Below are 18,067 nucleotides of genomic sequence, written 5' to 3' on the forward strand. Positions count from 1 at the left end.
TGAAAATGCCTTTCACTAATGCAAATAGGTGTTACTACAATATAAGAAACAGGAGAATAAAAAAAGAGCTTAAACATTAAACAAGAAATGCATAACATCTCCATCATTAACAATATAAGATTTTCCTTCTACCCCTAACTTACCAGCTTCTCGCACCTTTGATTCACTACCAAATTCTACAAAGTCATTATACTTGATAACTTCTGCACGAATAAACCCTTTTTCAAAATCAGTATGAATAACTCCGGCTGCCTGTGGTGCTGTTGAACCAATATTAATTGTCCATGCTCGAACTTCTTTTTCTCCAGCGGTAAAATACGTTTGTTGATTTAATAACTTATAAGCTGCACGAATCAACACCGAGGCTCCTGGTTCTTCTAGCCCCATATCTTGCAAAAACATCTGACGCTCCTCATAATCATCTAATTCATTAATATCTGCTTCAGTTCCTACCGCTAATACAATCACTTCTGCGTTTTCGGGAGCTACTGCTTCTTTTACTTTTACTACATAATCGTTACCATTTACTGCAGCATCTTCATCTACATTACAAACATAAAGAACAGGTTTATCTGTTATAAGTTGTAACGGAGTCACTAATGCTTCTCGATCATCATCAGAAATAGTAATAGCTCTTACCGAAACCCCTGCATCCAAGCCTTCTTTTAATTTCAGAAGAATCGCTTCTTCTTTTTGAGCTTCCTTATTACCTGTCTTTGCAGCTCGTTTTACTTTATCAAGTTTTTTTTCAACGGTTTCTAAATCCTTAAGCTGTAATTCTATATCGATGGTTTCCTTATCTCGTATTGGATCTACAGAACCATCTACGTGAACAATGTTATCATTATCAAAACAACGTAAAACATGAATAATCGCATCTGTTTCTCTTATGTTGCCAAGAAATTGATTTCCCAAACCTTCTCCTTTACTTGCCCCCTTTACTAATCCAGCAATATCAACAATTTCGACAGTTGCAGGTATAACACGCTCGGGATTCACCAACTCTTCTAATTTTTCTAATCTCGAATCTGGCACGTTCACCACACCTATATTAGGTTCTATTGTACAAAATGGAAAATTAGCACTTTGTGCTTTTGCATTAGACAAACAATTAAACAATGTTGATTTTCCAACATTTGGTAATCCTACGATTCCTGCTTTCATGGTACAAATAATTATAATAGCTAGGCTATGAATAAGGTGCCTAAATTTTAAAAATGCAAAGATAATGGTATTCCATGGTAGTAAACAAGTGTAGTAGTATAAGATTAGTTGTAAACATAAATTAAACCTACATTATATATTAGAAAACCTATTACAACTTAAAAGTACTTTGCTTACCATTTATTTGTTTTTTTAAAAAAAAAGTCAAAATTTACAGTATACCAAAACTAAGAAAATACCTGCCCGTATGACACTTCAGCTCTTCATAAAGATACCAGCCCATATAACAGATAAAGATACTTCCCTCCTATTTTCTATTAAAAAGTCAAAGATTTTATAAAGATTATGCAAATAGTGAATTTTAATATTCATTACAATTTTTGTAGTTTTATACAACAAATCAATTACACAAATGAAAACTTTAAAAACACTATTCATTCTATTACTTATTTTTTCACCAACTATAAGTATTGCTCAATCTGAAGAAACCTCTCCTAAAACCGAAGAGATTGTTCCTAAAGAAAACTCATCGAAAGAAACGGTAGTCAAAACGATTCGAATTAAAGGAGCTAATGGTGAAGAAAAGATTATAAAAAAAGAGGAAGTAATCACCAAAAAAAGCAAAATAGAACTTAATCCTGATGATCTCGATAAAACAAACCAATCTGCAGCGTACAAAGATGAAGAAGTAATTATAGAAAAATCTCATTCATCTTCTGATATGGATAGCTACACAAAAGTAGCTGATGAAAAAGGGTTTCAGATAACATTAATTAGCAAATCCGAAACTACCTTGTCTAAAGCCAGACTTATTGGTGATGGATACTATTTGGTAAATTTTGGAGCAAAAGATAACTGCATAGGTCATTTTGATAAAGATCAGAATTTTATTCTGGAAACTTACAACCCTAAAACGGACCAAATAATCACAACAGTTTATAAAAAGAATTAAATTAATGATATTAAAAGAATTGTATTTTCTTTTTTATTTAACTTTTATAGTGTAGAAATTAGGGTTTCCTGACTTAATCATAAATTTATCTAAAAGTTAAGAAATATACTATTCATAATAGATACATTTAAGATAACAAACTTCTTAAATTAAACTCTTTTATGAAAAAACTTACACTTATCATTATTAGCCTATTTACAAGTTTCTGTTTTAGTCAGAATACAATTACCGGAACAGTAAAAGATATTTCTGGAAACCCGCTTCCTTTTGTTAATATTTTAGAAAAAGGATCAGAAAACGGAACAGCCTCAGATGATCAAGGGAATTATGAAATTACTGTACAAAATGACGCCATTCTTATATTTAGCTTTGTTGGTTTTGAATCTCAGGAAATTACCATAGGAAATCAGCAAAAAATTGACATTGTTCTTTTAGAAGGAGAAGCCCTTAGTACAATTGTTGTTGTGGGATCAAGAAGTCCAAAAAGAACAGCAACCGATACTCCTGTAGCAATTGATGTCATTGATATGCAAGATATAATAACCAAGTCGGGTAAAATCGAAGTCAATGAGTTATTACAGTATACTGCTCCCTCATTTAATGCAAATAAACAATCCGGATCTGATGGTGCTGATCATATTGACCCAGCTTCTTTGCGTGGTTTGGGCCCAGATCAGACACTAGTATTAATTAATGGAAAGAGGAGACATTCTTCTTCTCTTATTAACATTTTTGGGACAAGAGGAAGAGGAAACTCGGGTACAGATCTCAATGCAATCCCTGCCTCTTCTATAAAAAGAATTGAAGTATTAAGAGATGGTGCTGCCGCACAATACGGTTCTGATGCTATTGCCGGCGTCATTAACATTGTCTTAAAAGATAATGTAAACACCCTAACCGGTAGCATAAGTTATGGCGCATATAACACAAATGCGAAGGGTGATTTTCCAGCAGGTACTCCGAATACAGATGGAAATCGTTTAGATACTGAAAATGATGGAAACAGCATCGCTGATGATCAAAACTTTGATGGAGGATCTGTTAAAATTACAGCAAATTATGGGGTAGAAATTGGAGAAACTGGATTTGCCAACTTTACTACAGAATATCTTAGTAAAAATAAAACGTTACGACCAGGATATGATTTTAGAAGAGGGTTTGGTGAAGCTGCAATTGATGGTTTCAACTTTTTTGCAAACACTGCCATTCCTCTATCCGAAAAAGCTGAATTCTATGCCTTTGGCGGAAGAAGCTATAGAGATACAGATGCATTTGCTTTTACTCGTAATGGCGGTGAACGTGTTGTTACAGAAATTTACCCTAACGGATTTACACCTAGAATTACATCAAACATAATTGATAATTCTGTTTCTGCCGGAATAAGAACAGAAACAAATGGTGGTTGGAAAATCGACATTAATAATACTTGGGGTAAGAACAACTTTCATTACTTTATACAAGGGACATTAAACGCATCCTTAGAAGCATCATCACCTACAGATTTTGATGCCGGAGGACATAACTTAAGTCAAAATACTACGAGTCTTGACTTTTCTAAGTATTATTCTGATATTCTGGAAGGATTCAATATTGCTTTTGGTACAGAATATAGAACAGAGAATTTTGAGATATTTGCAGGTGAAGAAGGTTCTTATGCGACCTATGATATCAATGGTTTAGCAATAACAGATCCAGCAACTCAAATACAACCAACGGACCCTGATTCTGGTGAATTAAGACCAGGAGGATCTCAGGGATTTCCTGGGTATAGTCCGGCAAATGAGGTAGATCGTTCCCGATCGAATATTTCTGTATATGCAGATGCTGAGCTCGATATCACAGATAGCTTTTTATTAGGTGTAGCCACAAGATTTGAGGACTATAGTGATTTCGGAAGTACGCTGAACGGCAAACTAGCTTTTAGAGTTAAAGCCACAGATCAAATCAACATTCGAGGATCTGTAAGTTCTGGATTTAGAGCGCCATCACTTGCTCAGATATATTACAACCTTAGATTTACCGATTTTCAAGGAGGTGTTGCAACAGAAACATTATTATCTGCCAATAATAGCCCTGTAACATCTTCTTTCGGCATTAATCAATTAGAAGAAGAAACGGCTATAAATGCAGCATTTGGTGCTACAGGTACATTTGGTAATTTTACAGCGACAATAGATGGTTATTTTATTGATGTAAAAGATAGAATTGTATTGACCGGAACATTTGCTGCTCCACAAATACCTAATGTGGCAGAAGCACAATTTTTCGTAAACGGAGTAGACACAAAGACACTCGGACTTGATTTGATCCTATCCTGGAAAGGAAATTATGATTTCGGTAATATCTCTACAACCTTAGCAGGAAATATAAATAATATGACCATTGAAGACGTTAAAAATGGAAATCTTGACGAAAGTACATTCTTCGGAGAAAGAGAGAAAGCATTTCTTCTTGCCTCAGCACCAGAAAGTAAGTTTTCTTTTAATGCTAACTACAGTAAGAATAAATTTAACGCAGGAATTGGATTAACTCATTTTAGTGAAATCGTACTTATAGATTTTGTAGATACTGAAGATGTATATGGTGCAAAAATCACTGCGGATATAAACTTCGGGTATAAACTCACTAATGAACTAAAACTGACTCTGGGTGGCAACAATATTTTTAATGAATATCCTGATCAACAAAATGATGGAGAGACCGAAGCAGGTGGATATTGGGATGCCGTACAAATGGGATTTGGTGGTGCATACTATTTTGCCAGATTAGATTTCAATTTCTAACCCTAATCTAACTATATATTATTAATACAACAGGCAATTCAAAAAATCACACTTTTTTTAGAACAATAGCTTTCTGAGTCTATTTTTACTTTTCTAAATTCGATAGATTTTCTGATCCATCTGATTACTTAGTAAAGTGTTCTAAAATTATTTTGAATTGCCTGTTATGTTACAACTTAATCACCCAACAAAAAATCTTTCATTTTAATTGCTCTATCCTTAACTATAATTCTAATTTTGTAGCAAACCGAATTATAATACCCATGAAAGACCTAACGCGCTATTTTTATAAACTTTTTGTATCCAAAGGCACCTCAGAAAACATATCAGAATATCTCAATGTACTTATAGGAATTACTGTACTAGCCATTATTCTGTTTATTCTAGACTTTTTTATGAGAAAAGTTTTTATTTCTATATTTAAAAACTTTGCGTCAAAATCAAAAAACACCTTTGACGATTACCTGGTAAAAAATAAAACCTTCAATTATCTAGCACATATTATTCCTCTTTCATTCACAATTTGGATTGTTCCTATGCTGTTTTCTGGCTTTCCGACTGCCGAAAAGTATTTAGAGATACTGTTTGACATTATGATTATCGTATTACTCATTTTGTTAGTAAGAAGTGTTCTCAGAACATTTAGAGATTATCTCAAATCCTTAAACTCTTTCAAAGATAAACCCATAGATAGTTATGTACAGGTATTTATGATTTTTGTTTGGATAATAGGAATCATTTTTATCTTTTCATCAATGACCGGAAAATCAATATGGACGTTTCTTACCGCTCTTGGAGCAATGTCTGCGGTTATACTACTAATCTTTAAAGACACAATTCTTGGTTTTGTTTCTAGTATTCAAGTAGCTGTTAATGATACTGTAAGAATAGGTGATTGGATTACTATGGATAAATATCAGGCAGATGGAGATGTTATAGAGATTAATTTATCCTCAGTAAAAGTCCAAAATTTTGATAAAACTATCACTACTATACCAACCTACTACTTGACATCTGAGTCTTTTAGAAACTGGCGCGGAATGATGGATTCTGGTGGGAGAAGAATAAAAAGAGCATTACTCATTAAGACTGCAAGCATATCTTTTTTATCCCTTGAGGATGTGCAAAATCTTGAAAAAGTTGCCCTTCTCAAGGAGTATTTACAAAATATTCAATTACAAATAGATACCTACAATAAAAGTAATAAGATTGACAAGAGTATTTCTATAAATGGAAGAAACCTCACCAATATGGGAGTTTTCAGAACCTATGTAGAACATTACTTAGAAAACCACCCATATATCAACAAAGAAATGACCATTATGAGTAGACAACTAGCACCAACAGCTCAGGGCATTCCACTCGAAATTTATGCATTTAGTAATGATAAGGTTTGGAAAAATTATGAAAAGATAATGGCTGACATTTTTGATCACTTATTATCTGCAATACCATACTTCAATCTAGAAGTTTTTGAATTAAATTACGAAGTCTCAAAATAATCCGTTTTATATATTAAATAATTGTAGTTTATGATCACATCATTCAGACTTATTAGTTACTTAGAAGGAATTTCTTACTTACTCATACTATTTGTTACTATGCCACTAAAATATATATTCGAATCTCCAGAACCTAATAAGGTAATTGGTATGGCTCATGGATTTTTATTTCTTGCATATATTGTATTTGCTTTTTTAGTAAAACCTGAAAAAAAATGGGGGATAAAAACATTACTTATTGTTCTGGCTTGTTCTATTATTCCTTTTGGTACTTTTTGGATGGATAAAAAATACTTGGCAAAAAATTAACTAAGAATAAAAACTATTGACATAAGCAGCTGTTATTCTGGATACTCGATTCTTAAGTGGTAGATATTTGTCAATTTGCGCTTGAATACTTTTTTCACCTGTTGTATTTCTTTGAAAGTAATATTTGCATTTAGAAATTGACCTTCTTCAATTTGCTTATTTACAATTTTTTCTACAAAAGAGTCAATCAAGCTACTTGTAGGGTTCGTGAGACTTTTTGATGCTGCTTCTACACTATCACTCATCATGAGAATGGCTGTTTCTTTAGAAAAAGGTTTCGGCCCTAAATATTGAAAATCTTCGATATTAACGTGTTCATTGTCTTCTTTTTCCTTTGCATAAAAGTAATATACCGTACTAGTACCGTGATGTGTTCGTATAAAATCAATAACCCGATCTGGTAAGTTATTCTTTTTTGCAATCTCAATTCCATGTATTACATGATCAATAATTATTTTTGCACTTTCCTTAGGAGATAATATGTCATGTGCATTTCCTGATGCCGATTGATTTTCTGTAAAGTAGATAGGGTTAGCCATCTTACCAATATCATGATACAATGCTCCTACCCTAACAAGCATTGCGTTTGCTCCAATTTCACTTGCTGCTGCCTCGGCTATATTTGCAACATTAAGAGAATGATGAAAAGTCCCTGGGGCTTTATTTGATAACTCCTTTAACAATGCAGAATTTGTATCACTAAGTTCTAATAAGGAAACATCAGAAACCAATCCAAAAATCTTTTCGTATACATAAATCAAAGGATGTACGATCAACGTTGCAAAACCACTGATAACAAATAACACAACTGTTATCCAATCAATATTACCGATGGTACCTTCATGAATAATATGAAAAGAAATATATGCCATTACATAGACTATCGTAATCTGACCAACAGAGATAAACAAATTGGCACGTCTAAAAGATTCTGAAATAGTAAGTATCGTAACTATTCCTGCCAAAATTTGAAGAAACATATATTCATAACTATTGGGAACCACAAACCCCAAAATCATTACCGTAATTACATGAGTAAACAATCCCAATCTTGCATCAAAAAAAGCTTTAAGAATTAATGGAAGAATACATAATGGCACCACATAAATATATGCTGATTGATATTGAACCACAACTATGGTGATCAACACCATCAAAAGAACATTAAAAAATATGAAAGTAACTTGTGTATTGTTGTCATAAATGTCCCTTCTGTATTTTCTAATAAAAAGAAGAAGCATCATGAGTGCAAGAGAAACCAGAAGTCCATATCCTACAACAATCCAATAAAAATTCTTATCACTCCAAACTTGAGACTCATACTCCGCCTTTAACGAATTGAGTATTTGCAATTTATCTCCTTCAACAACTTCTCCTTTGGCTATTACTCGACTTCCTTTAGAAACACCTCCTCTTGTTGTGAGTACTTTATCAAGTTCTGTTTGTAAAGTACTTTGCGTTAATTTTTCGTTTAACCTTACATTTGACTTAACTAAATCATAAAACAAAGCCACAAAATCACTTTTGTACTCGGCGTATTCACTTTTTTCAATTCGAGAATTAATAGTTTGTGTTAATGTATTTGCCGATAAAATCTGACCATAAGTTATTGCCTCTGCCGTATTCCCTTTATTTAAGAAAATCTGTCTTTTATCGTTATATGAATATGTTTCCTGCAAAACACCATATCTGTATATGTCATTTAACAATATCCTTCCAAAAAGTTTAGACTTATCACGTTTACGTCTTTTTCCTTCATTAAGCACCTTTAAATAACTTGCAAAAGCATCATCATAAGCTTCTTTTGCTGCATTAGAAATGACCGTATCATACTCAAAATAAGGAATAATATTTTCTTCGATTTGTTTTTTCTCTGAAGCTATTTCTAAGGTTGTTTTTGCAATTGCAAAATCAAATGGCGCATATAAGTTTTCATATTGCCAAGGTTTTCCTTTAATAAACTCATACTTGAAAACTCCTCCTTTTGGAAACAAATAGACAATAAGTACAGTGGTACATATAAAAAGAAAAACTCTATACATTAGAGATTGTTTTTTATAAATACTATTCAAAAAAATTTTCATTTACCTAAAACGATTTTAATCAATATTCTACAAACTAATCAACAAATTTTAATATAAAATGCTGTACAAATATGTACTACGCACTTATTTTCAAACAAAAAATAGCATCATAGAATTTCATATATGATTTGATAGCTTATATTCCCTAAAGTTACCCAAATGTACTAAAAAATATATCAGTCCTATTTTGTTTCTCTTGTTAGTAACTTCATCATGTATATCCTATAAAAATCATTAAATTCGCAAAATAGGAAGGTATCACATCATTAAAAATAAGAATAATGAGCAAAGAAGTCGTAATTGTATCTGCAGCCCGCACCCCAATCGGAAGTTTTATGGGAAGTTTATCTACTGTACCAGCCACTCAATTGGGAGCCATTGCAATTCAAGGAGCATTAACAAAAATAAATCTAGACCCATCATTGGTACAAGAAGTATTTATGGGAAATGTTGTTCAAGCCGGTAATGGTCAAGCACCTGCAAGACAAGCTGCACTAGCTGCTGGTATTCCTGATACCGTTCCTTGTACTACAATAAACAAAGTTTGTGCTAGTGGTATGAAATCTATAATGCATGCCGCACAAACAATTGCTCTAGGAGATGCCGATATTGTTGTTGCAGGAGGAATGGAAAACATGAGCTTAATCCCACATTATGTAAGACTTCGTTCAGGTCATAAATTTGGATCTCAAACACTAGAAGATGGTATGCAACGTGATGGACTTGTTGATGTTTATGATCAAAACGCAATGGGTGTATGTGCAGATCTTTGTGCAACAGAACATAACTTTAGTAGAGAGGATCAAGATAGCTTTGCTATTCAATCCTATAATCGCTCTGCGGCTGCCTGGAAAGAAGGGAAATTTGATAATGAAGTAGTTCCTGTAACTGTTCCTCAACGACGAGGAGAGCCTGTTATGGTTTCTGAAGACGAAGAATTCAAAAATGTTAAGATTGAAAAAATCCCTGCCCTTCGCCCTGCTTTTTCTAAAGATGGCACAGTAACTGCTGCCAATGCATCTACTATCAATGATGGCGCAGGCGCAGTTATAGTAATGAGTATGGAGAAAGCAAAGGAACTGGGATTAAAGCCACTTGTAAAAATAAAAAGTTACGCCGATGCAGCTCATGAGCCAAAGTGGTTTACTACAGCTCCAGCAAAGGCTTTGCCTAAAGCATTAGACAAAGCTGGTATCAAAAAAGAAGATGTTGACTTCTTTGAATTTAATGAAGCATTTTCTGTAGTTGGATTGGCAAATATGAAAATTTTGGGTTTAACAGACCATAATACCAATGTAAATGGAGGCGCGGTATCATTAGGACATCCTTTAGGATGTTCGGGTGTACGAATTGTGATTACATTAATGAATGTACTCGAACAAAATAATGCAAAAATTGGAGCCGCCGCAATATGCAATGGTGGTGGTGGTGCTTCTGCAATGATTATAGAGCGTGCTTAATAGTATCTCATAAATATATTTATACTTTCTTTTAAACTTATGCAATACGGTATTTGCAATCTCAGCATTGTCCCTTTACGTTTTGAACCAAAAGATACCAGTGAATTGGTTTCTCAGGTACTATATGGAGAACATTTTAAGGTGATCGAAAAAAGAAAAAAATGGAGTCGCATAAGGTTAGCTTTTGACTCTTATGAAGGGTGGATTGATAATAAGCAATATCGGGATATCTCTAAAGAAGAATATGTAATTTTTGATAACAAAACACCCAATCTAACGGCTGATTTAGTTGATTTTGTAAGCTGCGAAAAAGATCAGCTAATTCCGATACCTTTAGGTTCTTCACTTATAGCCTTGGACTTCTTTAAGCATACATTCGAGGGACAAAACATTACCAAAGAATTACCTAAAAAAAATCTGATCGAAACAGCCTTACTCTTTCTAAATGCTCCATATTTATGGGGAGGTCGAACAAATTTTGGCATTGATTGTAGCGGATTCACCCAAATGGTCTATAAACTAAATGGGTATCGACTTCTAAGAGACGCTTCACTACAAGCTACACAAGGGGAACCATTAAGTTTTATTGAAGAAGGTGAACCAGGAGATCTTGCTTTCTTTGATAATGATGAAGGAATAATTACCCACGTAGGTATTATAATGAAAGAAAACTATATAATCCATGCTCATGGTAAAGTGCGCATCGATAGGCTAGATCATACCGGTATATTTAATACAGATACAAAGAGATATAGCCATCAACTTAGAGTAATAAAAAAAATTATTTAAAACAAAACTTAGCACCTTGCTATTTATAAGAAGAAAAATACATTTTTTCACTTTTAGGAGCACATTATTTATTTCATTAGACTACAAAAAGGTTTTTTTGGTAAAATCTCTATATACAACTACTACAATTATTATTTCCCCAAAAAAAAACAGTAAATTTTATCTTTTTAGTAAAAAAAATAATAAAATTAAACAGTGTTACCTTCTCTTTCTCAAGGTGTTCAATAAAAAATTTGTAAGTGAAAAAAACTTACAAAACACAAAAAATGTGCTCTTCATTTACAAAAATGAACCGTTTAACGTTTTTATTCATTTTTTTAATAACATTTAACATTTAATATATAATTTAGCACAAGGAAAAAAACAACAAAACAGGTATATATGGTATAACAATACTTCTTCACAAATTACTAAAGAATAAAGGCTTAAACATTAAAAATTAAAACATCTTACTAATTCTCTAAATAAATAATGAGATATAGTAGTGTTTACTTTAATGTTATTTTTTTATTCTTTTTTACAAAAAAAAACAACCTTCTGCGAGCAGACAGGATGTAAAAGGAAAATTTTAAGGAATAGAACTTAATTTATGCACATGCATAAAATCATACCCCCCAATATTTAACTACCAAATTAATTTGATTTTAAACTCAAAAAACACGATTATGTCAGAAATTATTTTAAAGTTTTTGTCTTTAAACAAAAATAAAAGTGGAGCTAGAATTTCTTCTTCGCTTTTAGGCCTATCAATGGCTATTATTGTTTTAATTAGCTCCAGTTTTAGTGGAGACATTTCTTCAAATAACGTTGAAACTCTTTCAGAAAACGAAAATTGCGAAAACCCATTAACTGAAGCATTAGGTTATAATGCATTTGTACGATATGGTGTAAGTGTTGCAAGTGGTGATACAGAAGGACCATTAGCAATGGGTGGAGACCTTACTCTTAATGGAACCTTTACAATTGCAGCTCAAACAGGTGGATCTTTTTATCACAATGGAGAAAGCCAAGCCGCATCTTTAGTCGTTAACGGAAAGGTAATTTATAAAAACGGACAAGGCACGCACCTTAACCAAGGATATGCAAAAATAGGTGATCTTACTGGATCTACTGTTTTTGACATCGATAATAACGGTGCTCGAAGTAATACTCGAATTACACCAGGAGATTTTAACCAATCACCAAGAATTCAATTACAAAGAAATCAAGCAGCCACTAGTGTTGCTCATGGTGACATAATAGACTTTGATTCAGCGTTTGCTAAATTAACATCTATCTCTCTTGCTTACAGTACGCGTACTGCAAATGTGGTCATAGAAAATGGGAGCAAAATTACATTGGCAAACAATACAACTAATGTATTGAACCTTACTGGAAACGAATTAAACAGCCTACAAAATTTTACATTTAACAATCAACCAACCTCTACTTCTCCTCTTATTATAAATGTAGATCATTCGGGTGATTTTGTATGGGATGTAAAAAACCAAGCTGGAATCGGAGATCAACATGGTGCTTTTATAATTTTCAACTTTTATAACAGTTCTACAATTACTATTAATGGTGGCGGAACAATTATTGGAAGTGTATTGGCTCCTCAAACTGATATTGTAAAAAATAGTTCAGGTAACATTAATGGTCAAGTTATAGCGAATACGTATGATCATGTAAACGGAGAATTACACCAACACACCTATAATCATTGTGAGGTACCAACTTGTGAATTGGTAGCAGATGCAGGTGGTAATGCAGAATTCTGCGAAAACAATCAAACCACTTTAACAGCAAGTGCTTCAGGAAGTTCATGTTCTGCAGAAGAAATTAGCTATAGCTGGTCAGGACCTGGTATTGTCGGAAGTGCTAACACGAAAACAATTGTTGTTAATCAACCAGGTACATACACGGTTGTTGTAACCGATTGTAGTGATTGTACAGCAGAAGATACAGTTACAGTAAAAGAAAACAAAAACCCAGAAGTTGAAATAGAATCAGAAGATATTTCTTGTACCAACAATGATGGTGGGTATATAGATTTTTATTTTGAAAATACTGCTGGAAGATCAAGAATAGAACTATCTATTAACGGAGGTCAGAGTTATGTAAATGTAAAAGATAATACTGGTTCATATAGCTTCGAAAATCTAGATGCAGGAACATATGATATAGCTATCAGATGGGGTAATGATGAATGTCCTGTTACTCTTGATCCAGTAATTATAGAAGAAATTCAAACTATAACCGTAGATGCTGGTTCTGATAAGGAGATTTGTGAAGGTGAAGAAGTTACACTTTCTGCTAGCACATCGGCTGTAATAGAAGGAACATGCCCTAATGGTTTTCAATACTTATGGTCAACAGGAGAAACTACCGCAAGTATTGTAGTATCACCAACTGAGGATACAGAATATACTGTCGAAATAACTGGTTGTGGTACATGTATTGCTGAAGATACAGTAACTGTAACCGTGCTTAATGCACCAGAAGTAGAGGTATACTCTGAAGATGTTACCTGTGCATATCCAAACGATGGATTTATTGAATTTGCATATGATGACAATAGTGACAGATCAACTATTGATTTATCAATTGATGGAGGCGTAACTTTTGTCTCTGTGAATGATAACACAGGGTTCTACGCATTCGAAAACCTTACGGCAGGAACATATGAAATTGCTGTTCGTTGGGGTAACGGAGATTGCCCTATAGCTCTTGATGCTGTGATAATCGAAGAAAATCAAACTATAACTGTTAATGCAGGAACTGATCAAGAAGTTTGTATAGGTGGAGAAGTTACACTTTCTGCTAGTACATCGGCCGTTATAGAAGGAACATGTCCTAATGGTTTTCAGTACCTATGGTCTACAGGAGAAACTACTGCAAGCATTGTAGTATCACCAACTGAAGATACAGAATATACTGTCGAAATAACTGGTTGTGGTAATTGTACAGCTCAAGATACAGTAACAGTAACTGTAATTGATGCTCCAGAGGTAGAAGTTTATACAGAAGATGTTACCTGTGCATATCCAAACGATGGGTTTATTGAATTTGCGTATGATGACAATAGCGACAGATCAACTATCGATTTATCAATTGATGGAGGCGTAACTTTTGTTACTGTAAATGATAATACAGGATTTTATGCTTTTGAAAATCTAACTGCAGGTACATACGAAACAGCTGTTCGTTGGAGTAACGGAGATTGTACTATTTACCTTGATGATGTAGTGATCGAAGAAACTCAAACTATTACTGTTAATGCAGGCGCTGATAAAGAGATTTGTGAGGGTAACGAAGTTACACTTTCTGCTAGCACATCAGCTATTATAGAAGGTACATGTCCTAATGGCTTTCAATACATATGGTCTACAGGAGAAACCACTGCAAGTATTGTGGTATCACCAACAGAAGACACAGAATATACTGTATCCATAACTGGTTGCGGAAATTGTATTGCTGAAGATACGGTAACTGTAACCGTTCTTGATACTCCAGAAGCTCAGGTTACTGCAACAGACACAACATGCGAGCAAGATAACGGAACCATTACATTTACTTTTGAAAATGATGAAAATAGAACAACAATCGATCTATCTATAGACGGTGGTATTAACTATACAACTGTTGATGACACTATAGGTTCTTACACTTTTGATGGTCTGGATGCCGGTACATATGACATCGCTATTCGATGGGAAAATGAAGAATGTGTCGTTGCTTTAGAAGATATCACTATAATAGAAGGTGAAGACATAAGTGTTGATGCAGGAGCTGATGAAGTAATCTGTCTAGGAGAAGAAGTTACGCTTTCTGCAACTGTAGAAGGAGAAGGTGCTTGCGAGGAGTGTGTAGAATATGCATTATTAGATACCGATTACTGTAGAGGTGATCACAATTTTGTAGTATATGTAAATGACCTTGGAGTACGCATGTGGTTCAGTAATGTAGATCTTGTTTGGAAAGAAAATGAAGATGGAACTGCAACTCTTAAAGGAACTGTATTCGAATATCACACAACCAATACATACTTTACTGTAGACGCAACCTATTCTGGAAGAACTACTACTCCACCAGTAGATAGCCCTAAAGAAAGTTTCTGTCAGTCAGAAAATCCTTCTGGTTGGGTATACTACACAGCACTTACTGGATCTGTAACTCAAATTAACGGAAGCTTAAATTATGTTATCTCTAGAAGAGGACCTGCTTTCCAGATAGGAAATGGAGCCAATGTTTATGAAAGTGGAGATGCCGTTAATGGAGGTTCTGGATGGTTTAATCTTGAAGGTGCTCCTACTTCTTTTGGAGATTTCAATATCAACTTAGGAGAATGTATCACTACTGAAACAAATGGTTTTGAATACCTTTGGTCAACAGGAGAAACTACAGAAAGTATTACGGTTGCACCAACCGAAGATACCACCTACTCTGTTACTGTTACTAACTGTGCAGATTGTGTAACTGAAGATACAGTAACTGTTACTGTAACCGAAATCGAAGTTGATGCTGGAGATGATATTACTATAATAGAAGGTGAATCAGGTATTTTGACAGCCTCTCCTTATATTGAAAACATGAGTTACTTATGGTCAACAGGAGAAACTACTGCATCTATACAGGTTACTCCTACAGAAACTACAACGTACACTGTAATAGGAACTAACATTAATGGATGTTCTTCTGAAGACTCTGTAACTGTAACTGTGGAAGAAAAAGATCCATGCTTAAGTGAGCAATATAATTTAGTAGCATACCCAATTCCTGTGGATGCGAAAGGTATACTTAATATTGATTTAGCTGTAGATAAAGATCAAGAAATCACGTATGTAACATACAAAATGGACGGAAACAGAATCGGAGGTATCATTACCACGAATATTCCTAAAGGATGTAATACAATCGACTTAAACCTATTAACACACTGTAGTTTTGCTGCCAATACTCAATATATATTGGTAGTTACTGGTGAAGGATGGGAAGAGTCTATTAACTTTATTACATTACCATAATTAAACAATCTACTAAATAATTCAACCATATTTATGTAGTAAGCACCTGTAGATTTTTTTCTACAGGTGTTTTTTTTATAGTATTTACCCCAGTAATTGCATAAAATTACTGAAACATCAAATTACCTATTTTGTTTTTTTCATGTAGTCAAAAAACAACAGCATATACAATCCTAAAAATGATTTAGACATCTTTACATAAATTATAAAGAGAATGATAAAAACCACCATTCTTTTTATAAATTTATAATATCATAATATCCTTAAAAGATGTCAGAAGGTACTCCAAGACTTACAAGATTAACCAACATACTTACACAACTACAATCAAAACGAATTGTTACCGCAAAGGAGATTGCAGCAAAGCATCACGTAAGTATACGAACTGTATACAGAGATATCAGCACATTATCACAATCCGGAATTCCAATAATAACAGAAGAAGGTAAAGGGTATACGATTATGGAAGGATATAAACTTCCGCCAATTATGTTTTCACAAGAAGAAGCAAATGCCCTAATAACGGCAGAAAAATTAATCAAAAAAAACAAAGACCAATCTCTTACAGAGCAGTACACCAATGCTATCACTAAAATTAAGGCTGTTTTAAAACATTCGCAAAAAGAAAAAACAGAATTACTGTCAGAAAGAATTCAGGTTCGTAATAATTTAGAAAACCATAAAACCAGTAATTATCTTATTCAGTTACAATCAACTATTTCTAATTATCAATTAACAAAAATAAACTACTTATCTCTTGATAATAAACATAGTACAAGAGAAATAGAACCATTTGCACTATATACAACCCAAGATAATTGGATTTTAATTGCTTTCTGTCTGTTAAAAAATGAATTTAGGGCATTTCGTATTGACCGTATTCAAAAGCTACAAGTACTAGATACTTCATTTAAACCTCATCAAATGACATTACAACAATATCTCGAAAAATGTCGCAAAAAATTAAAACACCCCTGACATACCTTTGACATAAGCACCTTATACTTTTGTTTTAAACTAAAAAACATACAAGATGCAAAACGTACAAATTAAACCTTTCAAGATCATCGGAATTTCAATACGAACAACAAATGAGAATGGAGAAGCAAGCCTAAAAATTCCTGAACTATGGAATAGATTTATGCAAGAAAATTTAATTCATCTAATCCCTAACAAAATTGACAACACAATCTATTCCTTATATACAGAATATGAAGCTGATCATACAAAACCATACACAACCATTATTGGATGTAAAGTAAATAGCCTAGAAATAGTACCCAAAGGAATGGTTGGTAAATCTTTTGAAGGAGGAAACTATTATAAAACAACAGCAAAAGGTGATTTAACTAATGGACTAATTATCAACCATTGGTCAAAAATATGGGCAATGGATATAGAAAGAAAGTTTACGGCCGATTTTGAAGTATATGGTAAAAACGCACAAAACCCAAAAAATGCCGAAGTTGATATTTTGGTGGCAATAAAATAATAATGAATCATATGTCTATTGAAGTTGATACATATTATAACAATATGCAGGAGCCAAATAGAAGCTGTCTACTGGCATTACGCCAAATTATACTAGATCAGGACAAAGAGGTTTCTGAAACTCGTAAATGGGGCATGCCATGTTTTTGCTATAAAAAAAAGATGTTTTGTTATTTATGGACAGACAAAAAAACACATGAACCCTATATACTAATGGTCGAAGGAAAACATATTAAACACCCAAAACTCGAAAAAGGAAACCGATCAAGGATGAAAATTTTTAGAGTTGACCCCAATATAGATATACCTTTGGATTCGATACAATTATTATTATCAAAAGCATTGGATTTATATAAAAACGGAACAATTCCCACAAAATAAAAAATCTAGCAACTTCAAAACACAACTTCAAAAAACAGGGATAGATTATCAATTACGCTATTAACTAATCACGTTCGAATTTCTAATCTATCCTTGCTTAAATTTTCCTAACAAAATACTTACCGAATACCATCTCACATAAAAAT

The 18,067-nt window shown here is 33.4% G+C and carries 11 protein-coding genes and 1 pseudogene; 10 read left to right on the plus strand and 2 right to left on the minus strand.

The window, feature by feature from the left end; translation table 11 throughout:
• Window positions 1–69: 69 nt before the first annotated feature.
• A complete protein-coding gene (ychF, locus tag DZ60_RS0101350; protein WP_025739819.1) occupies window positions 70–1,164 on the minus strand; it encodes a redox-regulated ATPase YchF in 1,095 nt (364 codons plus the stop codon).
• 412 nt (window positions 1,165–1,576) lie between these two features.
• On the opposite strand from ychF, the gene DZ60_RS0101355 reads away from it, so the two are divergent.
• The 4 genes from DZ60_RS0101355 to DZ60_RS0101370 all read left to right on the plus strand — a co-directional run bounded on the left by DZ60_RS0101355 (window position 1,577) and on the right by DZ60_RS0101370 (window position 6,710).
• Entirely contained in the window at window positions 1,577–2,116 is a 540-nt protein-coding gene (locus DZ60_RS0101355) for a hypothetical protein (RefSeq protein WP_025739821.1), read from the plus strand.
• 161 nt (window positions 2,117–2,277) lie between these two features.
• Window positions 2,278–4,899: a TonB-dependent receptor gene (locus DZ60_RS0101360; RefSeq protein WP_025739823.1), complete on the plus strand. Its 2,622-nt coding sequence runs from the start codon at window positions 2,278–2,280 to the stop codon at window positions 4,897–4,899.
• 263 nt (window positions 4,900–5,162) lie between these two features.
• The gene (locus DZ60_RS0101365; protein ID WP_034228314.1) at window positions 5,163–6,401 is read left to right on the plus strand and encodes a mechanosensitive ion channel family protein; all 1,239 of its coding nucleotides are present in this window, start codon (window positions 5,163–5,165) and stop codon (window positions 6,399–6,401) included.
• Between the two features lie 30 nt (window positions 6,402–6,431).
• Complete coding sequence (locus DZ60_RS0101370) at window positions 6,432–6,710, plus strand: DUF3817 domain-containing protein (protein WP_025739827.1); 279 nt, start codon at window positions 6,432–6,434, stop codon at window positions 6,708–6,710.
• A gap of 32 nt (window positions 6,711–6,742) precedes the next feature.
• Here the strand turns inward: DZ60_RS0101370 and DZ60_RS0101375 are convergent, their stop codons facing one another.
• On the minus strand, window positions 6,743–8,794 hold the full coding sequence (locus DZ60_RS0101375) for an HD family phosphohydrolase (RefSeq protein WP_025739828.1): 2,052 nt from the start codon (window positions 8,792–8,794) through the stop codon (window positions 6,743–6,745).
• A 281-nt stretch (window positions 8,795–9,075) separates the two neighbouring features.
• Between DZ60_RS0101375 and DZ60_RS0101380 the strand changes: the two genes are divergently transcribed.
• From DZ60_RS0101380 to DZ60_RS0101405, 6 genes and pseudogenes are all read left to right on the plus strand, one after another.
• Window positions 9,076–10,254 carry an acetyl-CoA C-acyltransferase gene (locus DZ60_RS0101380; protein WP_025739829.1) on the plus strand — a complete coding sequence of 393 codons (1,179 nt, stop codon included), beginning with the start codon at window positions 9,076–9,078 and terminating at the stop codon, window positions 10,252–10,254.
• Window positions 10,255–10,293: 39 nt separating this feature from the next.
• A complete protein-coding gene (locus tag DZ60_RS0101385) occupies window positions 10,294–11,043 on the plus strand; it encodes a C40 family peptidase (RefSeq protein WP_025739831.1) in 750 nt (249 codons plus the stop codon).
• Between the two features lie 665 nt (window positions 11,044–11,708).
• A complete protein-coding gene (locus tag DZ60_RS0101390; protein ID WP_025739833.1) occupies window positions 11,709–16,049 on the plus strand; it encodes a choice-of-anchor A family protein in 4,341 nt (1,446 codons plus the stop codon).
• A 270-nt stretch (window positions 16,050–16,319) separates the two neighbouring features.
• A pseudogene (locus DZ60_RS22220) lies at window positions 16,320–17,043 on the plus strand (helix-turn-helix transcriptional regulator).
• 39 nt (window positions 17,044–17,082) lie between these two features.
• Window positions 17,083–17,541 carry a GyrI-like domain-containing protein gene (locus DZ60_RS0101400; protein WP_025739834.1) on the plus strand — a complete coding sequence of 153 codons (459 nt, stop codon included), beginning with the start codon at window positions 17,083–17,085 and terminating at the stop codon, window positions 17,539–17,541.
• Window positions 17,542–17,552: 11 nt separating this feature from the next.
• A complete protein-coding gene (locus tag DZ60_RS0101405; RefSeq protein ID WP_025739836.1) occupies window positions 17,553–17,921 on the plus strand; it encodes a DUF1801 domain-containing protein in 369 nt (122 codons plus the stop codon).
• Window positions 17,922–18,067: the final 146 nt, after the last annotated feature.

The sequence above is a fragment of the Aquimarina pacifica genome (assembly GCF_000520955.1).
In the GTDB taxonomy this organism is placed as follows: Bacteria; Bacteroidota; Bacteroidia; order Flavobacteriales; family Flavobacteriaceae; genus Aquimarina; species Aquimarina pacifica.